Source organism: Collinsella sp. An268, from assembly GCF_002159765.1.
Classification (GTDB): domain Bacteria; phylum Actinomycetota; class Coriobacteriia; order Coriobacteriales; family Coriobacteriaceae; genus Coprousia.
In genome coordinates this window covers 1-25,968 of the sequence record NZ_NFJH01000014.1, presented here as the reverse complement: position 1 = coordinate 25,968, position 25,968 = coordinate 1, and the positions used below count along the sequence as shown (strand labels likewise).

16 protein-coding genes and 1 tRNA gene are annotated in these 25,968 nt (G+C 57.3%); 4 read left to right on the top strand and 13 right to left on the bottom strand.

The features are described 5' to 3' along the window. Nucleotides 1–8: 8 nt before the first annotated feature. The 6 genes from B5F70_RS09610 to B5F70_RS09585 form a co-directional block, all read right to left on the bottom strand. A complete protein-coding gene (locus tag B5F70_RS09610) occupies nt 9–1,424 on the bottom strand; it encodes an HD domain-containing protein (RefSeq protein WP_087205354.1) in 1,416 nt (471 codons plus the stop codon). 110 nt (nt 1,425–1,534) lie between these two features. Beyond that, nucleotides 1,535–2,467 (bottom strand): hexose kinase, encoded by a 933-nt coding sequence (locus B5F70_RS09605; protein ID WP_087205353.1) that lies wholly within the window; start codon nt 2,465–2,467, stop codon nt 1,535–1,537. A gap of 159 nt (nt 2,468–2,626) precedes the next feature. After that, the gene (gene ptsP / locus B5F70_RS09600) at nt 2,627–4,330 is read right to left on the bottom strand and encodes a phosphoenolpyruvate--protein phosphotransferase (RefSeq protein WP_087205352.1); all 1,704 of its coding nucleotides are present in this window, start codon (nt 4,328–4,330) and stop codon (nt 2,627–2,629) included. A gap of 126 nt (nt 4,331–4,456) precedes the next feature. Then, nucleotides 4,457–4,720, bottom strand: a complete 264-nt coding sequence (locus tag B5F70_RS09595) for an HPr family phosphocarrier protein (protein WP_087205351.1) — start codon at nt 4,718–4,720, stop codon at nt 4,457–4,459. 213 nt (nt 4,721–4,933) lie between these two features. Beyond that, a tRNA-Arg gene (locus B5F70_RS09590) sits at nt 4,934–5,010 on the bottom strand. 186 nt (nt 5,011–5,196) lie between these two features. Beyond that, a complete protein-coding gene (locus B5F70_RS09585; protein ID WP_087205350.1) occupies nt 5,197–7,338 on the bottom strand; it encodes an LTA synthase family protein in 2,142 nt (713 codons plus the stop codon). Nucleotides 7,339–7,516: 178 nt separating this feature from the next. Between B5F70_RS09585 and B5F70_RS09580 the strand changes: the two genes are divergently transcribed. Further along, entirely contained in the window at nt 7,517–8,587 is a 1,071-nt protein-coding gene (locus tag B5F70_RS09580; RefSeq protein ID WP_206383552.1) for a glycosyltransferase, read from the top strand. A gap of 8 nt (nt 8,588–8,595) precedes the next feature. Here B5F70_RS09580 and B5F70_RS09575 read toward each other — a convergent pair whose 3' ends face one another. The 4 genes from B5F70_RS09575 to rfbA form a co-directional block, all read right to left on the bottom strand. Beyond that, nucleotides 8,596–10,488, bottom strand: a complete 1,893-nt coding sequence (locus tag B5F70_RS09575; RefSeq protein ID WP_087205348.1) for a rhamnan synthesis F family protein — start codon at nt 10,486–10,488, stop codon at nt 8,596–8,598. Between the two features lie 66 nt (nt 10,489–10,554). After that, nucleotides 10,555–12,039 (bottom strand): sugar nucleotide-binding protein, encoded by a 1,485-nt coding sequence (locus tag B5F70_RS09570; protein ID WP_087205347.1) that lies wholly within the window; start codon nt 12,037–12,039, stop codon nt 10,555–10,557. A 116-nt stretch (nt 12,040–12,155) separates the two neighbouring features. Then, on the bottom strand, nt 12,156–13,175 hold the full coding sequence (gene rfbB, locus B5F70_RS09565) for a dTDP-glucose 4,6-dehydratase (protein WP_087205346.1): 1,020 nt from the start codon (nt 13,173–13,175) through the stop codon (nt 12,156–12,158). A gap of 220 nt (nt 13,176–13,395) precedes the next feature. After that, on the bottom strand, nt 13,396–14,295 hold the full coding sequence (gene rfbA / locus B5F70_RS09560) for a glucose-1-phosphate thymidylyltransferase RfbA (RefSeq protein WP_087205345.1): 900 nt from the start codon (nt 14,293–14,295) through the stop codon (nt 13,396–13,398). 254 nt (nt 14,296–14,549) lie between these two features. Between rfbA and B5F70_RS09555 the strand changes: the two genes are divergently transcribed. Further along, nucleotides 14,550–16,973, top strand: coding sequence for a glycosyltransferase family 2 protein (locus tag B5F70_RS09555; RefSeq protein WP_087205344.1), 2,424 nt, complete (start codon nt 14,550–14,552; stop codon nt 16,971–16,973). Nucleotides 16,974–17,346: 373 nt separating this feature from the next. Here the strand turns inward: B5F70_RS09555 and B5F70_RS09550 are convergent, their stop codons facing one another. The 3 genes from B5F70_RS09550 to B5F70_RS09535 all read right to left on the bottom strand — a co-directional run bounded on the left by B5F70_RS09550 (nt 17,347) and on the right by B5F70_RS09535 (nt 22,987). Next, nucleotides 17,347–18,507 carry an IS256 family transposase gene (locus B5F70_RS09550; protein ID WP_087205343.1) on the bottom strand — a complete coding sequence of 387 codons (1,161 nt, stop codon included), beginning with the start codon at nt 18,505–18,507 and terminating at the stop codon, nt 17,347–17,349. A gap of 582 nt (nt 18,508–19,089) precedes the next feature. Beyond that, nucleotides 19,090–20,658 (bottom strand): DUF2142 domain-containing protein, encoded by a 1,569-nt coding sequence (locus B5F70_RS09545; protein WP_158094981.1) that lies wholly within the window; start codon nt 20,656–20,658, stop codon nt 19,090–19,092. A 1,534-nt stretch (nt 20,659–22,192) separates the two neighbouring features. Then, nucleotides 22,193–22,987, bottom strand: a complete 795-nt coding sequence (locus tag B5F70_RS09535) for a glycosyltransferase (protein ID WP_087205340.1) — start codon at nt 22,985–22,987, stop codon at nt 22,193–22,195. A gap of 214 nt (nt 22,988–23,201) precedes the next feature. On the opposite strand from B5F70_RS09535, the gene B5F70_RS09530 reads away from it, so the two are divergent. Both B5F70_RS09530 and B5F70_RS09525 read left to right on the top strand, forming a co-directional pair. Further along, nucleotides 23,202–24,461, top strand: a complete 1,260-nt coding sequence (locus tag B5F70_RS09530) for a hypothetical protein (protein WP_143753969.1) — start codon at nt 23,202–23,204, stop codon at nt 24,459–24,461. Between the two features lie 286 nt (nt 24,462–24,747). Next, nucleotides 24,748–25,908: an IS256 family transposase gene (locus B5F70_RS09525; protein WP_087205338.1), complete on the top strand. Its 1,161-nt coding sequence runs from the start codon at nt 24,748–24,750 to the stop codon at nt 25,906–25,908. Nucleotides 25,909–25,968 lie beyond the last annotated feature (60 nt).

Genomic DNA, 25,968 nt, shown 5'->3' with positions numbered 1-25,968 from the left:
AGAAAAGGCTATTCCAGCACGTAGGCGAGCAGGTCCTCGGCGCGGTTGGGCACCTCGCCCGCCATGGTCGCCTCGAGCGCGCGCCCCAGCAGCTCGCCGATGCGCGGCCCCGGCGCCACGCCCGCCGCCACGAGGTCGCGCCCCTTGAGGGCGAGCGTCGCTGTGCTGTACGCCTCGCCGTTGGCCACGAGCTCGCGCACCATCTCGCGCATGCGCTCGATCTCGGCGACGTAGGCAAAGCAGCTCGATGCCTTGCCGAGCGCGTCCGCCCGCTTGAGGTCGAGAAGCTCCCCCATAAGCCGCGGGGCATCCGCGCCCCCGCCCGAAAGCAAGCGCAGCATCTCCAACAGATCGGTCCGCTCCGCCTCGAGTGGCCGGTCGTGATAGCGGATGAGCAGGCATGCCGCCCGTATGATCTCGGTCGGCCGCGCGAGCCGGCGCATCGCGGCGGCGGCCATCTTAGCACCGCGCTCGGGATGCCCGTAAAAATGCCCTCGCCCCTGCGCATCCACGGTGAAGGAGGCGGGCTTGCCCACATCGTGCAGCAGCGCTGCCCACATGAGCTCGGGCGCAGCCCCCGCCGCTCCCGCCGCCGCGAGCACATGCGCCGTGTGCTCGTACACGTCGTAGACGTGATAGGGGCTCCGCTGGTCAAAGCCGCGGCACAAGGCGAGCTCGGGCACCGCCGCGCACATCACCTCGGGATAGCGCATGAGGGCCTCCCCGCCCCGCCCCGTGGCGAGAATCCCGTCGAGCTCCGTACCCACCCGCTCGCGGGCGACCTGGTCGAGGAGCGGCGCGCAGGCAGCGAGCGCGGCGGCGGTCGCGGGGTCCATGGCGAAGGCGAGCCGGCAGGCAAAGCGCACCGCACGCAGCATGCGCAGCGCGTCCTCCTCAAACCGGCGGCGCGGCTCCCCCACTGCGCGGATGATCCTCCGGCGGATATCGCCGCGCCCGTCGTAGAGGTCGAGCAGCCCCCGCACGGGATGCCATGCCATAGCGTTGACGGTAAAGTCGCGCCGGGCGAGATCGTCCTCCACGCGCTCGGCGCGCTGGACGCTCTCAGGGTGGCGGCCGTCCGTGTAGAACCCGTCCACGCGATAGGTGGTCACCTCGACGCGCACGCCCGCGGCCACGGCCGTGATGCCGCCAAAGCGCGTGCCCGACTCGACGACGCCGATGCCCGCCGCCTCGAGCGCCCGCGCGCTCTCCTGCCACGCGCCCGAACAGCAGATGTCGATATCGTGGCTCGGCGCGCCCATCAGGGCGTCGCGCACCCAGCCGCCCACAAACCATGCCTCGAGCCCCGCCGCCTCGAGCGTGCGGAGCACAGCGCGAGCGGCGTCGGTCGGCCGCGCCGCAAGAAGCGCGTCGCCGGCAAGCGAGCTGTCGAGCGCGTGGGCGCTATCGGGCGTGTGGGCCATGCCTTCCCCTTTCGTCGCCCTAGAGTATACCGCCAGAAACGCAGACGGGGCGCCCCGCCTCATGCGGGACGCCCCACCAGATCACAAGACCCGGACTCTATGCGGCGATGCTAGGCGCGCGGGAGCTTGCGGACGGCGATGCGCTTGCTGTACTCGTCCACATGGCCAAAGTCGCCGAGGCCCGCGCTCTCGCAGACGTTCGCACCCGTGGCGAGGGCGAGCTTGAGCGCCTCCTCAACGTTGTCGCGGTCGTCGTACCACTTGTGCAAAAACGCGGCGAGCGTGCAGTCGCCGGCGCACACGGAGGACACGAGCTTGATGTTGAACTCGCGGCGGGCGTACCAGATGTCCTCGCCGTTGGAGAAGTAGGCGCTGCCGCGGCTGCCCATGGTGAGGAGCACGTTCTGCACGCCGGACTCGTGCGCGAGCTTGAGCGCGCGACGGGCGTCGTCGTCGGTATCGATCTGAACGCCCCAGATGGCCTTCATCTCGTGATGGTTCGGCTTGATGAGAAGCGGCTTGGTGGAGGCGAGCGTCTTGAGCTTGTCGCTCGAGAGGTCGAGCACCACGTCGGCGCCCTTAGCCTTGGCGTGCGCGACGACCTTATCGAGGAAGTCAGCGGAGGCCTTCGGCGGAACGGAGCCGGAGATGACGAGGACCTCCATCTCGGAGGCGCCGTCGATGATGTTGAAGAGCTCCTGCTCGTACTGCGGGGTGAGCGGCGCGCCCGGGTTCAGGATGCCGTACTCGTTCTCGCCGTCGTTGATGTAGGCGCAGATGCGGGTGATGCCGTCGATCCAGACCGGCTGGCAGAACACGCCCATGTTCATGGTCTCCTCGACGATGAACTTGCCGGTAAAGCCGCCAAAGAAGCCGAGGGCGCACGAGTCCTGGCCAAACTTCTTCAGGGCGAACGAGACGTCGAGACCCTTGCCGTTGGGGGTGTAGCTCGCACCGCCCGTGCGGACGTTCTCGTTGGGAATGAGGGGCGTCGACTGCACGGTCATGTCGACCGCGGGGTTCGCCGTGAGCGTATAGAACATATGCCCGTCCTTTCTTCGGGAAAAACTGCATGACACCTGAGGGCGCCATGCAGCATGCGACCACACTTTATTATACGCGCCCGCCGCCCAAGCGAAAGGCTTAGCGGCGGCGGGCTTACATTTCTTTAACCGAGGGGCAAAGCAGTCGCGACAGGCGCCTTAGCGAGCGGCCTCCTCGAGCGCGGCCTTGACCTCGTCAGCCGTCTTGAGCTCCATGACCTTGGCCTCGAGGGCGTCGGCGTCGGCCTTCGTCCACTGGCTGATGGCCTTGCGGGTCTTGAGCACCGAGGGAGCGGAGACCGAGAACTCCTCCATGCCCCAGCTGATGAGGAGCGGGGTGAGGAGCGAGTCGGCCGCGGCCTCGCCGCACATGCCCACCATGATGCCGGCCTTGACGCCGTTGATGATGATGTTCTTGATGGCGCGCAGGACCGCCGGGTAGTACCAGCTGTAGAGGTAGGACACCTTGTCGTTGCCGCGGTCGGACGCCATGGTGTACCCGGTGAGGTCGTTGGTGCCGATGGAGAAGAACGCGGCCTCCTCGGCGAGGATGTCGGCGATATTGGCGGCGGCAGCCGTCTCCATCATGATGCCGACCTCGATGTTCTCGTTGAACTTGTAGCCCTCTTCGGCGAGCTCCTTCTTGCAGACCTCGACGAGCTCCTTGACCTGGCGCAGCTCCTCGACGCAGGTGACGAGCGGGACCATGATCTTGATGTCACCGAAGGCGCTCGCGCGCAGCAGGGCGCGGAGCTGCACCTTGTACTCGTCGGCGTTGTCGAGGCAGTAGCGGACGGCGCGGTAGCCCATGAAGGGGTTGTCTTCCTTCTGGAGCTTGAGGTACGGGATCTCCTTGTCGCCGCCCACGTCGAGCGTGCGGATGATGACGGGCGCGCCCTTGAGGGTGACGGCCACCTTGCGGTACGCCTCGAACTGCTCCTCCTCGGAGGGGAGCTCCTTGGCGTCCATGAACAGGAACTCGGAGCGGAAAAGACCGATCGCCTCGGCGTCGTTGTCGACGGCGCCCTTGGCGTCCTCGGGGTTGCCGATGTTGCAGGCGAGGACCTTCTTGTCGCCGTCGGCCGTGACCGTGGGCTTGCCGCGGAAGGCCTCGAGCGCGCGCTTCTCGGCGGCGAAGGCCTCGGCGCGCTGCCGGTAGTCGGAGAGCTGCTCGTCGGTCGGGTCGTTGATGACGTGGCCGTTGATGCCGTCGACGATGACGGTCATGCCGTTGTGAAGGGCGCCGCAGGCATTGGGGACCGAGAGGACCGCGGGGATCTCGAGCGCGCGGGCGATGATGGCGGAGTGCGAGGTGCGACCGCCAACCTCGGTGACCACACCGGCGACGTTCTCCTTGTCGATGGTCGCCGTCATGGACGGGGTGAGGTCGTGCACGACGACGATGGAGCCGGCGGGCAGGACGGAGAGGTCGACGACCTCGCGGCCGAGAAGCTCGGCCAGAATGCCCGTGCGGATGTCGGCGATGTCGGCGGCGCGCAGCCGGAACATCTCGTCGTCCATGCTCAGGAACATGTTCTCAAACATGGTCGAGGTCTCGACGAGCGCCTGCTCGGCGCAGGTACCGGCGTCGATGGCGGCGTTGATGCCGTCCACGAGGCCCGGGTCCTGGGCGAGCATGATGTGGCCGCTCATGATCTCGGCCTCGTTCTCGCCCACGGTGACCTTCATGCGCTCGGCCTGCGCCTCGGTCTTCTTGCAGAAGACCTCGAGCGCCTCCTTGTAGCGGGCCTTCTCCGCCGCGGCGTCCTCAACCGTGGTGGGCTCGAAGGAGAGATCGGGCTCGACCGCCAAGACGACGGTACCGATACCGATGCCCTCGGATGCGTTAACTCCCTCGTACATTGCTGTTCCTCTCCTCGGCGGCAACGACCACCGCCGATAAAAAAACGCAGGCGTCCCGTTTTTCAAGACGCCTGCGCACCAAAATTGGACTCAGTTGTTCAAGGCTAACCCACGAACAAGCGCGAGTTACTCGCCGAGACCGCTCTTGATGAGCTCGACGGCGGCGGTGAGGGCATCGGCCTCGTCGGCGCCATCGCAGCGGATCTCAACCTCGGTGCCGCAGGGGATGCCAGCAGCCATGAGGGCCATGGGGCTCTTGCCGTTGACCTCCTTCTCCGGGGTGACGACGGTCACGTCGCAGGCGAACTTGCCCATGGTGGAGGCGAAGAGGCCGGCGGGACGCATGTGAAGACCCTGCGGGTTAACGAGCGTAACCTTCTCAGAAACCATGTTTGACTCCTTTTGACCATGCCAGCCGCGCGCCGCGCGACAGGACACGTTACAACGACGGGTCTAGTTTACCCCATACCGATGGTTTTGTTGCGAGAAATGCTTTTGGCGCGCCCACGCTCCGGTGAGCGGTAGCATGCGCGGGCTCAGGCCGCGCTCGAGCGACACACAAGAAGCGCCCGCCACCGGGGGGGGGCGGGCGCGGGGCGTCAATGGTGCGCCCTGGGGGATTCGAACCCACGACCTTGAGATTAGAAGTCTCCTGCTCTATCCAACTGAGCTAAGGGCGCGCGAGGTTGATTATAGAGGAATCAAATGGTTAGGCCCTCAGCAATCCTCACCGTCATCACTCTTCGCTCGAAAGCTGCGAATTTCTTTGACCAAAATCGGGGATGTCGTCTTGAATGATCCGCCATGCGATAACGCTGTTCACCGAGAAAGTCACATAACCTCAGGGTAACGTGCGAGAAGCCCCCCTACACCTTGCTACCCTGGTTGAGGTACTGCAGCCATTCGAGGTCGTCGACGGCGGGCAGCCGGTCCTCCGCCGAAAGATCGCGCCAGAGCCCGTCCGCACCGCGGTATCCCACCGAGTTGATGGCGGGGACCTCCGAGCGCACCGCGAGCGTCGCCTTCTGGTAGTCGGTCAGCGGGGCGCCGATGATCTCCATCAGCTTGGCGCCGAGCGCGTTGGTGCTCAGGTCGTCACGCAGAGAAATCTGATCGTTGCCGGTGATATCGTAGTTGGCCCAGATGGCGTACGTCGTCGTGTAGATGCGCTCGGCATGGGTCAACTCGTCCTCACCAGGGTACATCGCATCGTTAAAGGCGGAGCTGATACCCGGCTGATGGTCGCCGAAGAACAGCACCACCACGGGCCGGTCGAGCGTGCGCAGCTCCTCGATAAACGCGGCGAGCGCTTGGTCGGACCGCTCGACACACGTTAGATACTCATTCATCTGCGCATCGAGTGTGGCGTCCACCGCCGGGAAGTCGTAGAGCGGGAGGTTCGGCGATATATCGCCGACCGTATAGCCACCGTGATTCTGCATGGTCAGGTCGAAGATGAACTGCGGCGTATCGTCCTCGCGCAGCAACTTGAGCACCTTATCGTACGTCGCCGCATCGCTCACACCAGAATGGAACCATTCCGCACCGTCGAAGTCGTCGATATCGAGGAACTCGTCGAAACCCAGCTCTGCATATGCCTTGTCGCGACTCCAATTGCTTGCCAGATTGGGGTGAATCGCCGTCGTCTTATATCCCAACCCCGCAAACTGACGCGGCAGACTCTGCACGCGAGAAAGATTGAACGTGCTGTAGGGGTAGATTGTGAGACCCAGATGCGACATGCTGTTACCGGTAAGGAACTCGAACTCGGAGTTTGCCGTGCCTCCCGCGTGAACAGAAACCGCGAGATTACCCGTCATGGCGGCGTCACCAAGGGACTTGAGGTAAGTGGGCCCCTGATAGCCAACGCCCAAACCATCCATAGTCGACAGGTCGGAAAACGATTCGTTCATGATGGCGATAACGGTGGGACGGACCTCTTCAAACTGTGCGGCAGCCATCACCGCCGCATCTCCCCGAGCGCTGTCGTACGCCGCAGTATAATCGTCCTCTAGCTGCTCGGCCCCGTCCTGCGTGTACCCGTCAGGAGCCGTAAGACGCATTTGCTGGGCGAGGGTGAGGGATGAGGGCATGAAGCTCTGGGTCTTGTAAGAGACCAAGGGCTGCCAAACGGCCTTGTCGGTTCCGTAGGTGTCTGCAAGGTCAACAGTATTGAAAAATCCAAGCGCAGCCCCTCCGACCGCGAGAGCGCAGGCCATGTTGACAGCAACTGCAGGCACGACCTTCGCATGACGACAGCTCACCGCGGGAACCATGAACTCCAGCAGAAACAAGACGGCTGCACAGGCGACCAGAAGCCACAGAACCTCTTTGGTGAACACGAGGTCATAACCGCTACTTACAGCCGCTGCCGTGCCGAGCGCGTAGATATCGCTCGGGAGAATCGGAGAAGCTTTATACAGCACCACGAAATACTGCACGATCCCGATGACGGTGAAGAACGCAACGCCCAGCGAGACGCCAACGCAGGTTCCCTGTCCCAGAAAGTAAAGGAACAGGTAGATGATGAAGAGGACAACGATGCCCATCAGTGCAAAACCAATTTGAACGGCGAAGAAAGCGTCGTTCCAAAGAATATCAAGCGCGACATAGGAGTAAACGGCGGCAAGTATCAGCAGCAAGAAAGTGCGAGCCACAGCAAACCGCTGCTCGGGATGCGAGGGTGAAGCGTTGCTGCCCACTGAATGCTCACCCACGACGACGGACACAGTGCTCAGCAAATGACCGCGAAATATCGACAGGGACCCCAGCAAAGTGAAGACGAAGGTCAAGCCGGAAAGAAACACGGGCCCGCATGAGACCTTGCCGAGGGCGAACCACACACATACGAATAGCAGCAGACAAGCAAACGGGATAGCGCGGCAGAAAGCGATAAGCTTTTCCCGCAGAGAGAGGTTGGCTTTCATGCGAGCAAAGAGCACACAGCACAGCGCCAATACGAGAAGACCCAAAACAGGGACCACCGTATACCATCTCTGAAAACCCAAGTCATGCTCCCCACAGTATTTGTTAAGGCTTTGTAAAGGGTATCAGAATATGCAACCAATACGAACGAATGATTAACCCCCTCAATTCAAGTGACAGAAAACATGGGTCGCTTCTAAACAGGAATTGAGTAATCGCATCAAGCTTCGCATCGCGTTTCCCATCGATGGTACTATCAGCATGGCACGTTCGCATCTCTATAGATTTGGCAGCAAAATGAAGACCGATAATGCACCGCTCATTTCCATCATAGTCCCCGTCTACAACGCTGAGCGTTTTCTACCCTACTGCGTTGAGTCCATCATGAACCAGAGCTATCAGAACCTCGAGATAATCTTGGTCGATGACGGATCGAAAGATGGCTCCCCCGCCCTCTGCGATGAATATGCCAGCCGCGATGCCCGCATCGTGGTCATCCATCAAGATAACGGGGGAATCTCCCGGGCGCAAAATGCCGGCCTAGACCATGCACATGGTGGATATATTGCCTTTGCAGATAACGACGACATACTTGATCGGCGCAATCTCGAGATTCTCTACGATGCCCTGATTGAAACGGGATCAGACATGAGTAAGGCACGCTGGAGCCATTTTGGCGTATCCCGACTCGACGAGGTAGCCAAGCGGGCGAGCAGGGGCGTTGAGGGAAGCGGAACGAGGACCATTATCACCGACCCGCTCAACGCCTATCAGTCCGTGTACTGCAAGACGCTCCGCATTCTTGGGGACAAGTTGGGACGCCATACCGAAGCTCGCTATTTTAACGAAGCAAATTGGTGCCGGCTCTATAAGGCGGAGCTATGGGACGGTATTCGCTTCCCCGAGGGCATGTATGCGCAGGATGTCATGGTCGCGGGAGAGCTCTACCTTCGCATGCAAAAGGTAGTGGATGTAGACCTCGTGCTATACCACTGGCTCCAGTCATCTGGATCGGTCACCCATAACGAGCGATATTTCAGCTATTTTCGGGACAACCTCATGGCAGGGACCACAAACTTCAAGCTATGTTTGCAGCATGGCATCACACCGTCGCGCAGTTTCTACACCATCATGGGTGCCTCCCATGAAGAAACGACTGCCGTTGACTTTGACACGCTGACTAACGCGAAACAGCATAAGCATGACCTCGTTGAGGTCAAATCTCTTGTCTCGCAACTCACGTTTCGTCAGCATCTCGTATCCGTAATCAAGAGGCGCATTCGCCTGTTTGAGAAGCGAGTCTATGCGAAGAAGATAAAGTCCCTCAAGTAGAACTCCGTCTACTCAGGATAGCCCTCATTTTTTAGGCGGCGCTGAATCTTACGGCGACGAATCGCATGGCATACCCGTCTCCACAGCCATCGCGGCCAGCGAAGCAGCGATACAGCAACTCGAGTACCGCTTGCGTTGCTGAGCAGCGACTCACCTTGATGTCCCCTGCCAACCGAGCCAAGGAGCACTTGGGATGAGAAAAAGAGCGAATCGATCTCAATCCGTGCATAGCGATCAGAAAGAACCCAAGCGGGATAATATCCCTGCGATTGGCAGACATATCCATTTGCGCGCTCAATGGCATGCGAGATGGTTCCGTCTTCCTTCATCTCGCCCTCAGGCAAGAAGTCCTCATATGTCCACCCATGCTCAAAAAGCGGTCTGAGAGCATCAACCCTGAACCAGAAACACGATCCCAGCGCCGACACCGTCGATTTATCCTTACGAAGCGGGACGTGTATATCCAAAGTCTCCTCAAGAAGCTCCTTCGTTATATCGAAGCATGCGCCCCAGTCGCTCTCAATCGTGTGTGCAAAATAGAGAGCATGATACGGTGGCGGAGGCGCGACTTGGCCAAGCCTCGGGTTCTCAGCGAAGAGCGTAAGGATATTACGCACATACTCCTTGCTTGCCAGCACGTTTTCCAACAGCTTATAAGCGAAGCCTTGGCTCTCTGTCCCATGATGGCCGTTATCTTGATTTTGGCTTGACTTTTTATCGTGGGCAAAACCGACAACGTCATAACCACCGTGCAGAACGATGTCGGCGCAGGCCACGTAAAGCGCAGAGACATCACGCCCACGGTTGACCACAGGCACAAAGGTTATCTTGCGATTAACACCCTTCGCCACCAGATATTGCTCGATTGAGGAGATCTTGTCTTCTGTTGTGGTAATGAATGCGTCAACGTCATCCGGCAGCGCAGACAGATAGCGGCAGGTATCGTCTAGCAAATCCAAGAAGTACACATGATAGATGAAAGCAGCGCGAGGCATCCGCTGAGAACAGGAATTGAGGGCTCTCGTAGGAAGGACATAGGTAAGGTGCATCGCCTTACGAATGTCATCAAGGTTGTGCCCCGGCAGCACGGCATCCCATATGAGGTCGATATTATAATCCGTCTCATCACGGAGATAATCATATAGATCGATTGCAGGCTGACCGGCGGTCTCGGTAAAAGTCGGGCCGTAGTCACAGAAAAACACGCGGCGCTTAAATACGGGGCACCCATCGTTCTTAACGAGAGCAGTAGGCATATACAGCATAGGATACGGGGTGAGCCCTCGATACTTGCGATAATCGATATAGGTGTCCCAAGTAAAGCCAAGGTCGGCAAAGTGCTTGGTAAACGTCATCTCGTGCTTGTGGGTGACCTCAGCATAGGTTTCCCATTCGGGGAGGTTCTCCCAGTACGACTGGAACTCGGGAGATGCGACGAGCGTCTTTCGATAGGCGTGCCAGTACGACTGAATATGCGTAGGGATGATCTCGAAGCGGGTCGCCTCCCCGGCGTAGGCGGTAATTCCCCAAAAGTCGACATCCCTTGCATCCATAGCGCTGAACATCTCGGAGAACGGACGCAGGGGGCCCATGATGGTGTCGTTAAGACAAATCACCTCATCATAGGCCTCAAGCGCATCCCACCCATAAGAGAGCATGACCTCCTTATAGGCAGCCGCATCGAGCCCCCTATTCTCTCTCACAACAATGCGCGCGGCATATTGTTGAAACATCTCACGCGATGCATCATCAAGCTTGCCATTGACTACCACGGCGAGCTCGTTCACGTTCTTCATGAGGTCATCGAGAAACTGTGGGATGAACTGGGGTGCATGCCCCTTCGCATCGTAGAAGCAGTAGATGGCGAGACGATTGGCAGAACGCGTTTCAATGCGGGGCATGAATTCTCCTCACAGAATAAGGGCGACACCGCATGGGGCCGCCCTTATGAGCAACTCGATTCAATTCTACAGGGCAGATTCCATATAGTGCTCGAGAGATTCTGTCCATACCTGCGGCATGAAGCCCGTCTCCTCGACCTTGGCGAGGTCGAGCGTCGACCACCGCGGGCGCGGGGCGACGGGCCCCTCCGCGGAGGCGTAGTACTCATCAGTCGTCACCGGCCTGACGGCGGAGCCGTTGCCGTTCCTGAGGTCGAACACCCTGCGGGCGATGTCCGCCCAGCTGGCGGGATCGCCCGAGGAGGTCAGGTCGTAGGTGCCGCAGGGCGCGGGCGCGAGAGGCAGCGGGGACCCGTCGCGGTAGCCGAGGAGGTGCAGGACGGCGGCGGCCATCTCGTCGGTGAAGGTGAGGCGGCCCACCTGGTCGTCCACCACGGTGACCCCGTCGAGGCCGTCGGCGGGGTCCGCGCAGCGGTCGGAGAGGCGCGCCATGGTCTTCACGAAGTTGTTTCCGTCGCCGATGACCCAGGAGCTGCGCAGGATGTAGTGGGACGGGCACGTCGACACGGCGAGGTCGCCGGCGGCCTTGGACTGCCCGTAGACGGAGAGCGGGCTCAGTGGCTCGTCCTCGCCGTGGACCTCCCGGGTGCCGTCGAACACGTAGTCGGAGCTCACGTGCACGAGGGTGATGCCGCGCTCGGCGCACACCTTGGAGAGCAGCGCGGGGCCCGTGGCGTTCGCCTTCCAGGCGAGGACGCGGCCCTCCGGGGTCTCCGCCCTGTCGACGGCGGTGTAGGCCCCGCAGTTGATCACGGTCCCGTAGAGCGACCAGTCGACGCCAGCGTAGGCCGCGGGGTCGGACATGTCGAACGTGTCGATGTCGCAGTAGTCGAAGCCCATGAGGCCCCGGGCCTCGGCCGCGGCGCGGACGGCACGTCCGAGCTGCCCGTTGCAGCCGGTGACGAGGGTCCGCTTGGGCTCCATGGGGGCGACGTCCCTGAGGAGCGGGTGCTGTTTGTCCGCCTCGGAGAGCTCCGCCTCCCTGAGCGGGATGGGCCAGGGGATCGCGAGGTCCGGGTCGGCGAGGTTCACGAAGGTGTAAGTCTTCTTGAGCTCCGCGGACCAGTGCGCGTCCACGAGGTAGGTGTATGCCGTGCCGTCCTCGAGCGCCTGGTAGGAGTTGCCCACGCCGCGGGGCACGTAGATCGCCCGCGAGGGGTCGAGGACGCAGGTGTAGACCCTGCCGAACGCGGGGCTGCCGGCGCGGAGGTCGACCCAGGCGCCGAAGACCGAGCCGGTCGCCACGGAGACGAACTTGTCCCAGGGCTCGGCGTGGATGCCGCGGGTGGCGCCGGCCTTGAGGTTGTAGCTGACGTTGTTCTGGACCCAGCGGCGGTCCGGCAGGCCGAGCCCGCCCGCCATCTTCTCCCTCTGCCAGTTCTCCTTGAACCAGCCGCGGCTGTCGCCGTGGACGGGCAGCTCGACGACGGCGAGGCCGGGGATGCCGGTGTCTACGCTCTCGAGTGGCTTCTCGTACTGGATATCGGACATAGTGGAGCTCCTTAGCGTATCGGGCGGTTTCAGAAGGGGGCCCGTGCCGCGACCCCTCCCGGTCACTCATCCCCATGATGCCGGGAGGGGCCGCGGCACGGGCCCCAAGTAAGGTCCTACTGACCCTGGGATGCGTATTTTGCCTCGGTAGCAGCCTTAGCGGGGCGCCACCATGCCTCGTTCTCGCGGTACCAGGCGACGGTCTCCGCCAGGCCCTCGGCGAAGTCCGTGTGCCTGGGCTCCCAGCCGAGCTCGCGGCGGAGCTTCGTCGGGTCGATGGCGTAGCGGCGGTCGTGGCCGGGGCGGTCGCGCACCCAGTCGAAGTCGTCGGGCTCGCGGCCGAAAGCGGCGAGGATGGCCCGGAGCACGTCGATGTTCGACCTCTCTCCGTCGGCGCCGATGAGGTACGTCTCCCCGATGCGGCCGCGGGTGAGGATGGCCCAGACGGCGCTCGAGTGGTCCTCCGTGTGGATCCAGTCGCGGACGTTCAGGCCGTCGCCGTAGAGCTTCGGCCTTACGCCGTCGATGAGGTTCGTTATCTGCCTGGGGATGAACTTCTCCACGTGCTGGTAGGGCCCGTAGTTGTTCGAGCAGTTGGAGATCGTGGCGCGCACGCCGAAGGTGCGGGCCCAGGCGCGCACGAGCATGTCCGAGGAGGCCTTGGTGGAGCTGTAGGGGCTGGAGGGGCGGTACGGGGTCTCCTCCGTGAAGCGCGCCGGGTCGTCGAGCGCGAGGTCGCCGTAAACCTCGTCGGTCGAGACGTGGTGGAGCCTCACGTCGAACCTCCGGCACGCCTCCAGCAGGCGGAAGGTGCCCTCCACGTTGGTCCTGAGGAACGGCTCCGGGTCGGCGATGGAGTTGTCGTTGTGGGACTCGGCGGCGTAGTGGACGATCGCGTCGTGGCCGGGGACGACCCGCTCCAGCAGGTCGGCGTCGCAGATGTCGCCCACCACGAGCTCGACGCGGTCGGCGGGGAGCCCCGCTATGTTCTCCGGGTTGCCGGCGTAGGTCAGCTTGTCCAGCACGGTGACGTGCACTCCGGGGCAGTTCTCCACCACGTAGTGCACGAAGTTGCTGCCGATGAAGCCGCAGCCGCCGGTGACGATGATGTTCTTTGGCTCGAAGATGTCGGCCATCTAATCCTCCTCAATCTTAAGCCGGGTAGCAAAGGCTTTACCCGCTCACTTCTAGGAATAGCTTAAACCAAAGAGTAAGGCCCTTTGACATGAGTGCCCAGTCGCAGGAAAAACCCACTCTATCTCTCACCAACCCCATGCGAGCATGCGTAAAAATGAAAGGGCGACAGCAAACATGCCGTCGCCCTGCCCATTCAAGTTGATGCTGTTACGAGCCACGTTAATAGGAACTATCACCCTTAATGAAAGCGCCTTCGGCGACTTTCTTCAGGTGCTGCCCGTACACGCTCTTCCCGTACCGCTCCGCGCAGGAGACGAGGGTCGACCGGTCGATCCAGCCGTTCTCGTAGGCGATCTCCTCCAGGACGGACACGGGGGTGTCCTGGGCGCGCTCCACGGCGCGGACGAACTCGCCCGCCTCGTAGAGGGACTCCATGGTGCCGGTGTCAAGCCATGCGTAGCCGCGGCCGAGCGTCACGACGGAGAGCAGGCCGTCGTCGAGGTACATGCGGTTGAGGTCGGTGATCTCGAGCTCGCCGCGGGCGGAGGGGACCACCCTGCCGGCGCGCTCCGCCACGTCGCCCGGGTAGAAGTAGAGGCCCGTCACGGCGTAGGAGCTCTTGGGGCGCTCGGGCTTCTCCTCGATGGAGACCGCCCTCCCCTCCCCGTCGAACTCCACGACGCCGAAGCGCTCGGGGTCGTCCACGTGGTAGCCGAAGACGGTGGCGCGCCCCTCCCCCGCGTTCGCCACGGCGCGGCGCAGGTGGCGGGAGAGGCCGTTGCCGAAGAAGATGTTGTCCCCGAGCACGAGGGCGCAGGGCTCCCCCGCGACGAAACCCTCGCCGATCAGGAACGCCTGGGCGAGGCCGTCCGGCGAGGGCTGCTCCGCGTAGGAGAGCGAGAGCCCGAAGTCCGAGCCGTCGCCGAGGAGCCTCTCGAAGTTCGGCAGGTCCGCCGGCGTCGAGATGATGAGGATGTCGCGGATGCCCGCCATCATGAGGACGGAGAGCGGGTAGTAGATCATCGGCTTGTCGTAGACCGGCAGGAGCTGCTTGCTGGTCACGAGCGTGAGCGGGTAGAGCCGGGTGCCGGAACCCCCGGCGAGGACGATGCCCTTCATAAAAGGCCCCTTTCTAGGAGACTAATACTCTACCGTTATATAATGCCACGATTACAAGACTTCCGCCCATGCACAAACCAACTCCGCCATCCCTCCACTGCGCATCTGCCCTTATTGAATCATGTCCTCGGAAGCAAACGGACCCCCCACCAACGTCATATGGACATATGTTTGCTCAATCAAAAATACTAGAGAAGAAGAGCTGTCGATTATCATAGGAAGAGCTGTAGGGCACATCATTGAGGAGCTAAGTAATGAAGATTTCACCGATGGGTGTTTGCCGAGGGGACGGAAAGGTCTACATTCGCGTCTCTATTCGTGAGTATGATATTAATATGCCGGTTTTAATTGAGTCCCATACTGCCGGCGGAAAGGCCATCCCATGCGATATCTACAGGAGTCTCGACAATAGCGACCAAATCTCCGGCGATATCTTCGTTGCCGTATTTCCTATCCTCAAACTTAATAAAATCACATATACCATCTTCCAAGATGCAATGCCCACCAACAAGGTCTCTTGTACACTTGATTTCTTCTGGGCAAAATGGCTTTCTCGACTTAACTATCGCATGAGGCCCAGCCTTTGCGAGGATATCCGTGGCTTTGATAAAATCAGCACCTATGTAAATGCTAATTTCGAATTTTGGGAATGCATCGCCGATGGTAGCGAGTGCATACTCCGAGGGTTGATTACTCTCCCCTACTGTGACAACTCCGATATATCTATTCTCTGCACGGATGCTCAGCTCAAGCAGATTTCAATCAACCCCGTCTTCATTAGTAACACAAAGGTCGAGTCAAAAGTCTCTAGCGATGTCTTTCTCCGCGAGATTCAGGTCTCCATACGCATACCAAGTGACGATAGAAACCTCATCTTCATTCTCCAAGACAACAATAATCCGCAATTTAACAGCTTCAATACCCTGCCCCGCAGAACTAAAGCTCACTTACTTAATGAAACCGGCCGAGCTATGCTCAACGCTCAAATCGACCCACAGTATCCTGCTTGGTTTGCCGCACATAAGGCGTCCATCGATGTTCTTTCCAAACAAGTGGAGACCTATTTTGAGAATCGCCCACGATTTAGCATCATTGTCCCCCTTTATAAAACTCCAAAGGAGTTCTTCCTAGAAATGCTAGGGTCCGTACGGGAACAGAGCTATGGAAAATGGGAGTTAGTATTGGTCAATGCTAGTCCTGATGATGCCGCGTTGTCAGATTTAGTTCAACAGGCATCTGATAGCGATAAACGGATCAAGGCCCTTACCTTAAAGAGCAATTTAGGGATTGCTGAGAACACAAACGCTGGCATCTCTATAGCAACAGGCGACTTCATAGCCTTCTTTGACCACGACGACCTGATTGAGCCTGATTTGTTATTCGAGTATGCCAAGGCGATAAATGAACATCCCCATACAGATTTACTGTATTGCGATGAAGATAAGTTGATGCCAGACGGAGAGCTTGCGCAGCCGTTCTTCAAGCCTGACTTCAATATCGATCTTCTGAGGAATAATAACTATATTTGCCATATGCTTACTATTCGGAGAACGCTGCTCAATCAACTAGAGTTAAGCACATCCGAGTATGACGGAGCGCAGGACCATAACTTGACTCTACTGGCTAGCGAAAAAGCACGCCATGTCCATCATGTTCCCCGCGTCCTCTATCATTGGCGAATTAGTGAAACCTCAACGGCAAGTAGCGCCGATAACAAACCCTATGCAACCAAAGCAGGCATCAAAGCCGTTCAGGCACACCTTAATCGCGTAGGTATCAATGCGACCGTCTGCGAGTCGCGTAGGCCATTCACATATAAAATTACTTATCGCGTTCCCGAAAAGCACCCACTAGTCTCTATCATTATTCCAACCAAGGACCTAATTGATGTCCTCGACAACTGCCTTAATTCGATTCTTGAAAAAACAACCTACCCGAACTATGAGATAATTCTTGTTGAGAACAACAGCACTGAATCAAAGACATTTGAGTATTACGCTGCGCTCGAATCAAACCATTCCGATAAGATAACAATTGTCACTTGGCCGCATGAGTTTAACTTCTCGAAGATTATCAACTTCGGTGCACGCGCTGCAAAGGGGGAATATCTTCTCCTTCTCAACAATGACACCGAGCTAATCACCCCGAATTGGATTGAGCGAATGATTGGCATCTGCGCAAGGCAGGACGTTGGTGCGGTCGGCGTACGTCTTTATTATCGCGATGATACAATCCAGCATGCAGGTGTTTGCGTCACTGGAGGTGTCGCAGGCCATCTTGGCAAAAATCTCCCGCGCGGACAATGGGGCTATTTTGCTCTCGCCGACGCAGAACAGGATTTAAGTGCCGTGACCGCAGCATGCTTGATGACAAAACGCTCGGTTTTCGAATCCGTCAATGGCTTTACAGAGGAGCTTGCTGTCGCGTTTAATGATATTGATTATTGTTTAAAGGTGCGCGAAAGCGGAAAGCTTATTGTCTACACGCCTGAAGTGGAACTCTATCACTATGAGTCGATATCTAGAGGTTTTGAAACAAGCGTAGAGAAACGCATAAGATTCCATCGCGAAACTTCCTATATGAACTATCGCTGGGCGGAGTATTACGTTAAGGGAGATCCATATATCAATGTAAACATCACTACAAACGAACCTTTCAATTGTTATTATCATCTCTAATCATCATTATTAAGAGACACGTTACTATGCACTTCTGTGCATAGTAACGTTGAGTGGTGCAACATCCGCACTAACGCTCGCAAGATCTTGGTTTATAGGACAACAAATGGCACGCTATTTATTCCAGCCAAAATGGACATGGACCATTGCGGTGTAGCCTTCCCAAGCAGCCCTGTCGTATCACTCCGGACCGCCGTCCTCCCACTTCGGGCCGACCGAATAGATCCTGTAGGGCAGGCCGATGCCCGTGTCGGTTGGCATCGGTACCGTCAAGATTCTTGCGCACTTTCCGACAGCCCCATAGGCCCGCCCTCGGTACCGTCAAGATTCTTGCGCACTTTCCGACAGCCCATAGGCCCGCCCTCCGGTACGGCTACTCGTCCAGCAGCGTCACGTCCAGGTAGCGCCTCGAGCCCCACTCGCTCTCGGCCACGTACTTGAGCCTGGCGGTGACGAGCATGAGGGCGGAGTTCCCGTCGGGGAACGTCCCCACCACCCTCGTCCTGCGTCGGATCTCCCGGTTCAGGCGCTCGATGGCGTTGCTGGTGCGTATGCGGCGCCAGTGCTCGCGGGGGAACCTGGTGTAGGTCAGGGTCTCCGCGCAGCCGTCCCCCACGGCCTTGGCGGCCTCCCCGAGCTTCATGCCGTCGAGGCCGGCGGCCACCTCCAGCGCCTTGGCCTCGGCGGCCTCGCGGGACTCCATGGCGTGGATCGCCTTGAGCATGGCCGCGACCTTGGCTCGCCTGGACTTGGGCACCCTGGCGAGAACGCTGCGGTAGAAGTGCACGGTGCAGCGCTGGTAGGCGGCCCCGGGGAAGACCTCGGCGATGGAGCCGACCATGCCGGCCGCCTTGTCGCCGGTGAACATGCGCACGCCGCGGAGCCCCCTGGACTTCAGCCACGACAGGAACTCCCGCCAGCACTCCGAGGACTCGGTGAACCCCTCGGCGGCGCCTATGACCTCGCGGTAGCCGTCGTCGTTCACGCCGATGGCCACCATCACGGCCACGTTCTCGTAGCTCCCGCCCCAGCTGCGCTTGAGGTAGATCCCGTCGACGTAGACGTAGGGGTAGGCGCGCTCGAGGGGGCGGTTGCGCCACTCCTCGACCGAGGCGAAGGCCTTCTCGCTAAGGTTCGAGACGGTCGCCGCGGAGACGCTGGAGCCCCAGAGGATCTCGGAGACGTCCTCGATCCTGCGCGTCGAGACGCCCGCCAGGTACATCTCGATCATGGCCTCCTCGACCGAGGCCTCGCGGCGCCGGTAGCGCTCGATGGTCGCCGTGGTGGACCTCATGCCCTTGAGCTTGGGCATATGGATCGTGACCTCGCCGGACGACGTGGTGAGGCTCCTGTCGTAGTGCCCGGCGCGGTAGGCCTCCCGCTCGGCGGTGCGCTCGTAGCGCTCGGCGCCGACGAGGTCGTCGGCCTCCTCCTCGAGCAGGCCGTTCAGCGTGTCCTCGACGGTCCTTCTCACCAGCTCGCGCAGGTCGGTCTTCAGCGATTCCTCGTTCAATGTTACGATGGGCTCGGGCATGGTCTACCTCCAGCGTGTTTCTTGTCTCGACAACTCGAATCATACCGGGGCGGGCCGTGCCCTCCTTCCTATCTGGACGCTATTCCGCTGTCAAAGTGCGCAAGAAATTGTACGTTACCGAGCATAAGTACTAACTATCCGCAGTACTTAGTAATGGACAAGCAGCCGCCGTGGCTCGACCATGTTCGTCTCGCATCCTGGACCCAACCGCTGGCACCCTGAGGTTCAACTCGGATTGGTTCTGGGCCCCCACGAGAAATGGTACCGACGGTCCATGATTCGGTTACCGGGCGTTAGCCCAGCAACCCCTCTCCTCCACCGCCTCAAGGCGGGCAGTGCTAACATGCACGCCCGAACCTTGATGTCGAAGGTCCTAGCGTGCTCGACTGCCCGGCTGAGACGAGACGCTTCCGGAGGATGTGGAATACCCTTAGATTGGTCTAAAAAGTTATCGAAAGGCGGGCAAAGTACTTGATAGCATCTTTTGTCGACCAATAATATTGTCCACTTATATTCGGTAGCGACTCATAAGGCGTGCTCTGCTCGCAACTATTCAAGTGCGAGCAGAATTATCAAGGTAAATTACACGAGTGATAGTGCAGATCCGACCAAACCAACCGCATAGAATATATTTAGTGTACAAACGCCGGAGAGTACTAAGCCATATGTAGGTTGGTTGATATAAACGGATTTCCATCTCACGGCAAAAAGCGCAGCTATTAGCACAGGCAGGAAGTACCTACCTTGCACGCCCATCACAATTGGCTCATAAGTGAAGGTCCATCCGAGAAACATCGATACCATTGATCCAAATATGCAGAGGACAAAAATACTTGTCATAACAACTTTAGTTGGAAGCTGTACGTCATCACAATCATTTCGGCACTTTTGGGCTCCAATTAATAGTAGAAGATAGTAAAGGAATACTATGAAATACGGCGCGGCAATGGAATCTTGAAACCAGCCTAGAGAACCGCCAACAAGTGTCGATGCATAAAAATCCCCATTTACAAGGAGTGTTCTAAAGAACAGTGCTATCGTGCCGATGGGATTATTGATAACATCACCGAGCGAGTAGAAATGTCCGCTTTCTATGCCCCTGTAATCGAGCTCGGTAGATGAAGACGCAAGTCCTGCTATTCCTGCAAGTCGGAATCCAATGATAGAGACGCCTGCAATCAGGATTAACGAAATGATAAAAATGTATTTGTCTCGAACGTTGCGAAAACGCGATTTAGGAATGAGGAAGAGTAGAAGCGTAATTGATGTGTACAGTATTTTACACGGTGCAAGTAAAGCAGTTACCGCCCCAATACTTATCATCTCTTTTATGGAGAAGGGCTTATCATTGGATATAGCGCGCAAAAGTAGGGCGATAAGCAGCATCGACAAACCAATGATGCCTCCGTCGTATGAATACGAAGCGGCAAGATGAAGCGTCATTGGTAGTAAGGATACACTAGCTACAATTGTTTTTCCAGTGGGGATAATCTTGAATGCGGCGTATGAAAGCATTACAAATTGAGCAGCGTTCAGCAACCTCCCTAGATAGAACAATGGATATGCACCTAGGTTAAGAATTCGTGCTATTATAATTCCTAGAACGGATCCGATCTTGGTCACGATGTTTTCTGATCCAACTGAGAAGCCTTCAGTAGCTATCACCTCAATCTCGTCATTTTGATTGAACAATTCGAAGTGATCCAAGATGGACTGATAGCTATGAAGACTAATCTCATTAGAAGCCCATTCTGTGCACAATAGATAGTCATCCTGTCGTAAAGGTATGGAGCTAGAATCGGTCAATGATGATTCTCCAGTGATACAATCTACTAACCAATACGATGACAGAAAATGATGCCCCTCATCTGGAACTGAGAAGGGCGGGAATAGGAATACGAAGAAGATGCATGAAATGCTTAACGCAGACAAGAAAACAACCTCTGAAGTCATCCTGTCAATAATATTCATCTTGAACGCATAGATAATAATGCCCAGTAAAATACAAGCTAGAAAACCAAATACGAAGAATTTCGTAGATTCACAAGTTGCATACCAATAGATGACGTTAACCAGAAGGACGCAAAAGAAAGCTACTGAGATTAGTAGCGCGCTCCAAACCGCCGGCTCAGTCTTTTGTCGTATATCCATCATACCGTCCTTTTAACGTGTATGTCGTTCTGCAAACGATTAAACATCAACTGAATATCCTACCATGAGTTAATACAACCCGTGCAGAGCATAAGAATCAAGCTGCTTCATAGTAAATTGTGCTAGGAAAGGTTTTTGGTCCCAGACGTATGGCGTGCGCACTTCGACGGCTCTGCTTGATTAACTTGAATAGAAATTGAGAGATGTCAATAGTTATCAGGCAATACCCTTCACCGTGGACCTGTCAAGTCAATTAGGTTAGCCACGAACTTACGGATGAGCAGTAAATGTACGATGATTATGCTTGCAGCGTCATCCCGAATATCCCGAAGAGTATTTTACTTGCTGCTAAGCTAACTCTAGCTCTTGGAATGCGAACCTTACGTCTTCTGGATGTCTTAATTATACATCGATGTAGCGATTTGAGAGATACGCGTCTCCTATCGACGCCCTTAAACTCAGATGTGTATTCCTAGCTCAACGTTCTCAACGACTCCAATCAGCTGGTTTTTTCGATTTCTAACAGTGTAGGAATTCTAACAGTCTAGAACTTGGAGGATGGAATCGGGCCGCCGCCGGCCCCGTGGTATCCTCTTCCCAGCCAAGCATAGAATTTGCCCGAGCGCCCACCCGGATCTATGTTTGGCGACATTCCCTCCGGGTGGGCGTTCGGGCGGATGGGAAGACCGCCATGAGACGCCCGAACCCCTACTCGGGGCTCGTCGACGGCCTGTCCGCCGGTGAGCTTGAGCTCCTGCACGACGCCGTCGCCGAGAGGAGGCTCCGGGAGGAGGCCGGCTTCGGTGTTGCCGGCCGCCCGGGGCGGCGGCCGTCGGGCGGGGAGACCGGTACGAAGAGCCCCCGCGGGAAGGCCCCGAGCAGCCATCGACTAATAAATCAGCGTTTCCCTAACAAATGATTGTGGTGTCAGCATTCGAGATTATTTCCTTAGCTGCAAGATATCGATGTCTTACAAGCTTACACTTGCAATCATCTACTTCATGACAAAGCCTTTCATGAGCGCTTTATACACGCGCAAACATCTCAACCATCTGCGAAAAGTCAATAGGGTCGGTCCTCAGTGTCACACGGCGAATCTCCTTGTCATCGGAAGAAATATAGATTGGATCGAACGTGATAAACCGATCCCCTTCTTCGGTTTTCCTCAAAGCGTTCACGGCAACAAGATCGACGTCTCCTTGACACGAGCAAATCACAGCCGGTCATCCGGATCACATGGGAAGATAGATGCAATTCTATGTTTATATGGTCATATGCTCGAAGCCCGTAGGCTTGTTTATTATAGAAGCCACAACCGTACTATAGACACCGACGTCATATTCATTCCCAACCTATGCAGAAAACGATTATCCCAATGACTGCACGCAGTTTTGTACGGGCTTTCTACAAAAGCGGTACCGCCCCTCGATGAAAAGAGTGTAAAACCAAAGCAGGCGCCCCTCCTCCTCATTCATCTTCAGATCTCACTGATGCCGTAAATCAGCCAAGAAATACCCATCGGAGATCGAGAGAGTTAACCTTGATTGCTCGCTTGGCTTTTTGAGTAAAACCCGTTAATAAACCTAGCGATAGGTGCTGGCCAAAACTTTCTCAGCATAACAAGGTCTTCTTTTGTTCGTGTATCATCTTTTATCAGAGCAGTTGTCTCTGAGCCCTCATGGATACGGTGTCTCATAAGAACCTGCGGCGCATAAATATAGGAACCTTCTAGACGGGAAAAGCGTTCCCACGCCTGCCAATCAAGATCGCATTTCATATTCTCGAGGAAAACAGGATCCGGTAAATTTGGCCTGCAGTATGTTACGGCCGGGCAGCATATTGAAGACCCTAACGATAACGCCCTCCGCCGAACAAAAACAGACTGTCTAGAAGAAACTCTCTTTAGCGGGTTTAGCAACAGGCGCTTTATAGCAAGCAATCGACTGTCGTCGCAAGGAACATCGCCACGAAGCTCTCCATAATCAGAGAACCAGATTAACGGCTTCTCCTCCTCATTCATCATCGACAGCATGATCTTTGCATAAGCAGGAAGATAGATATCATCCTGATGGGCAATGGTAACTAAAGGTGTTTGACAATGGCTAATCGCACAATTCCAATCATGTCCGATACCAGGTTCGCCCTCGTTAATGAATAGGGGGGCTTTGTATCGCTTTGCCAACCGCCTGATTGCATCATTGGGCGTGGACGTGGAGATAATCACGTTAGTATGCAACTCTTGCTCACGCAAAGAATAAAGGCACTGCTCGAGGTACGGGGACTCGCCATACGCACAGACCGCAAAGGTATGATCGTCTTTGGTAAACAAAATGCAAGGCTCCTTTGGACTGCTTGACTACCAGAGCCATTGTAATCGACACACCTTGGGAACAGCTGGGTGACCTGAAGAACCCGTTAACAAACAGATTGTCATACTCAAACTGATGTTGTCTATTGGCGGCATCTTACTAATATGCATAAGATGGTTCTGAGGACATCAATTGTTGATGCCAAGAATCTGGCTATAGCTTAGAATTGAAATCATGAAGACTCTACCAAAAGATATGCGTCCATTGACGCTACGTGCCAACGCCCTATGGAATGCCTTTGGCTGCCTCTTTTATTTAGGTTGCCAATGGCTCACAACGGTACTCGTTGTTCGACTCTCAACAAACTACGAGAACTCTGGCGCACTCGCCTTCGCAATGGCGAATGGTATCATCTTCGCATCCATTGGACTCTACAAAATCCGTACCTTCCAGGTTTCGGATCTTAACGACGAGTATTCGCCTCAGAACTACATCGCTTTTCGTTTTGTCAGCATTGGACTGGGCTTGCTCTGGTGCGCTGTCTATCTTCCCCTCACCTGCTCATCTGATTCACAGCTTCTGCTCGCCTCTATTACATATTTACTCTTCAAATCAGATGAGGTCTTCTCTGATGTCCTTTACGGTATTGACCAAAAGGCCTATAGAATGGACTACATCGGCAAATCACAACTTATGCGAGGAGTGCTTTCACTTGTTGGATTTGCAGTGCCGTTGTATGTTTTCGACAGTTTGGTTGTTGGTATTTTAGGCATGGCAGCATCATGCATTGCCATCACGCTGTTCTATGACTTACCGCACGCCAAGCTCTTTGGATCTATTCGACCAGACTTTGAAAAAGATAAAATGTTATCACTTGCAAAAGCCTGCTTTCTGGCGATGATTGGCAGCTTATGCGCAAACGGAATCGTCTCACTAGTGAGACAGTATTTTGGCATCTTGTATGGAAGTGAGGCTCTTGGCATCTATGCCAGCGTGGCAACTCCCGCGGTGCTTATTCAGGTATCTGCAACCTATTTATATAGTCCCATGATTGGCTCACTTGCAAAGACGCTCAACGACTCCGGCGCACATGCCTTCATGCGAGAGTTCATCAAGATTCTCGTACTAATAATAGGTGTGCTGTCTCTGTTCATTGTTGGGTTAAGCATCGTTGGAGATTTCGCCCTGCAGCTCGTCTTTGGCCCCTCTATCGCTCCACACACCTACCTATTCCCCTACGTTCTTGTCGCAACGGGATGCGTAGGAATATTGTTCTACACCAACGATGTGCTAGTGGTCCTACGCAAAGCGAAGGCGATGCTCGTCTGCAATCTTATCGCGCTAGTGACAGCTCTTTTGCTCGCACTCCCCTTCACACAACATTTCGGCATGAACGGAATCAACTTTTCTGTAATCGGAGGCTCTCTCATCGCTGTGATATGCTCTCTTCCACTCATTGCAGTTAATCGGAAAAAAACTGACATGCAATCATGACCGCCCGCATAGCGCGTGGTCTGCTCTTAGGGTATAACCCTAGGGTCCCAGGCCAGGGGCTCAAGCCCCTGGCCTGAACTTTCGTTCAGGCCCGATAGCCCCTTGACTCGTGGCGGGCCGGTCGAACATGAGCAGCGAGCTCTTCCCCCTCAGGTACCCCATGAAGTGGTAACGTACAATTTCTTGCGCACTTTGACAGCGGAATAGCGTCCAGATAGGAAGGAGGGCACGGCCCGCCCCGGTATGATTCTGATTGTCGAGAAAAGAAACATGCTGGAGGTAGACCATGCCCGAGCCAATCGTAACATTGAACGAGGAATCGCTGAAGACCGACCTGCGCGAGCTGGTGAGGAGGACCGTCGAGGACACCCTGAACGGCCTTCTCGAGGAGGAGGCGGGGGACCTCGTCGGCGCCGAGCGGTACGAGCGCACCGCAGAGCGCGAGGCGTACCGCTCCGGCCACTACGAGCGCAGCCTGGCCACGAGCGCCGGCGAGGTCACGCTGCACATGCCCAAGCTCAAGGGGATGCGGTTCACCACGGCGATCATCGAGCGCTACCGGCGCCGCGAGGCCTCGGTCGAGGAGGCCATGATCGAGATGTACCTCGCGGGCGTCTCCACCAGGCGCATCGAGGACGTCTCCGAGATCCTCTGGGGCTCGAGCGTGTCCGCGGCCACCGTCTCGAACCTGAACGAGAAGGCGTTCACTTCGGTCGAGGAGTGGCGTAACCGACCCCTCGAGCGCGCCTACCCCTACGTCTACGTCGACGGGATATACCTCAAGAGGTCCTGGGGAGGCTCCTACGAGAACGTGGCCGTGATGGTCGCCATAGGGGTCAACGACGACGGCTACCGCGAGGTCATAGGCGCCGCCGAGGGGTTCACGGAGTCGGCGGAGTGCTGGCGGGAGTTCCTCTCGTGGCTCAAGTCGCGCGGGCTGCGCGGCGTGAGGATGTTCACCGGCGACAAGGCGGCCGGCATGGTCGGCTCCATCGCGGAGGTCTTTCCCGGCGCGGCCTACCAGCGCTGCACCGTGCACTTCTACCGCAACGTGCTCTCGAAGGTTCCGAAATCGAAGAGGCCGAGGGTCGCCGCCATGCTCAAGGCCATCCACGCCATGGAGTCCCGCGAGGCTGCCGAGGCCAAGGCCCTCGAGGTCGCATCCGAGCTCGAGAAATCCAAGCTCAAGGAGGCGGCCAAGGTCGTGCGCGACGGATACACCGAGACCCTGGCCTACACGAGGTTCCCCCGCGAGCACTGGCGGCGCATACGCACCAACAACGCCATCGAGAGGCTGAACCGCGAGATCCGCCGCAGGACGAGGGTGGTGGGCACCTTTCCCGACGGCAACTCGGCCCTCATGCTCGTGACCGCCAGGCTCAAGTACGTAGCCGAGAGCGAGTGGGGTTCGAGGCGCTACCTGGACGTGACTCTGCTGGAGGGGTAGCCGCACCGGACGGCGGGCCTATGGGACTGTCGGAAAGTGCGCAAGATTCTTGACGGTACC

What these genes read in the sequence shown, in the direction of transcription:
- B5F70_RS09605 (WP_087205353.1), bottom strand. Translation starts at nt 2,467, where the DNA reads ATGTTCTATACGCTCACGGCGAACCCCGCGGTCGACATGACCGTGCAG.
- B5F70_RS09550 (WP_087205343.1), bottom strand. Translation starts at nt 18,507, where the DNA reads ATGCCCGAGCCCATCGTAACATTGAACGAGGAATCGCTGAAGACCGAC.
- B5F70_RS09580 (WP_206383552.1), top strand. Translation starts at nt 7,517, where the DNA reads ATGGCACGTTCGCATCTCTATAGATTTGGCAGCAAAATGAAGACCGAT.
- rfbA (WP_087205345.1), bottom strand. Translation starts at nt 14,295, where the DNA reads ATGAAGGGCATCGTCCTCGCCGGGGGTTCCGGCACCCGGCTCTACCCG.
- B5F70_RS09530 (WP_143753969.1), top strand. Translation starts at nt 23,202, where the DNA reads ATGAAGACTCTACCAAAAGATATGCGTCCATTGACGCTACGTGCCAAC.
- ptsP (WP_087205352.1), bottom strand. Translation starts at nt 4,330, where the DNA reads ATGTACGAGGGAGTTAACGCATCCGAGGGCATCGGTATCGGTACCGTC.
- rfbB (WP_087205346.1), bottom strand. Translation starts at nt 13,175, where the DNA reads ATGGCCGACATCTTCGAGCCAAAGAACATCATCGTCACCGGCGGCTGC.
- B5F70_RS09545 (WP_158094981.1), bottom strand. Translation starts at nt 20,658, where the DNA reads ATGGATATACGACAAAAGACTGAGCCGGCGGTTTGGAGCGCGCTACTA.
- B5F70_RS09525 (WP_087205338.1), top strand. Translation starts at nt 24,748, where the DNA reads ATGCCCGAGCCAATCGTAACATTGAACGAGGAATCGCTGAAGACCGAC.
- B5F70_RS09595 (WP_087205351.1), bottom strand. Translation starts at nt 4,720, where the DNA reads ATGGTTTCTGAGAAGGTTACGCTCGTTAACCCGCAGGGTCTTCACATG.
- B5F70_RS09610 (WP_087205354.1), bottom strand. Translation starts at nt 1,424, where the DNA reads ATGGCCCACACGCCCGATAGCGCCCACGCGCTCGACAGCTCGCTTGCC.
- B5F70_RS09575 (WP_087205348.1), bottom strand. Translation starts at nt 10,488, where the DNA reads ATGCCCCGCATTGAAACGCGTTCTGCCAATCGTCTCGCCATCTACTGC.
- B5F70_RS09570 (WP_087205347.1), bottom strand. Translation starts at nt 12,039, where the DNA reads ATGTCCGATATCCAGTACGAGAAGCCACTCGAGAGCGTAGACACCGGC.
- B5F70_RS09555 (WP_087205344.1), top strand. Translation starts at nt 14,550, where the DNA reads ATGAAGATTTCACCGATGGGTGTTTGCCGAGGGGACGGAAAGGTCTAC.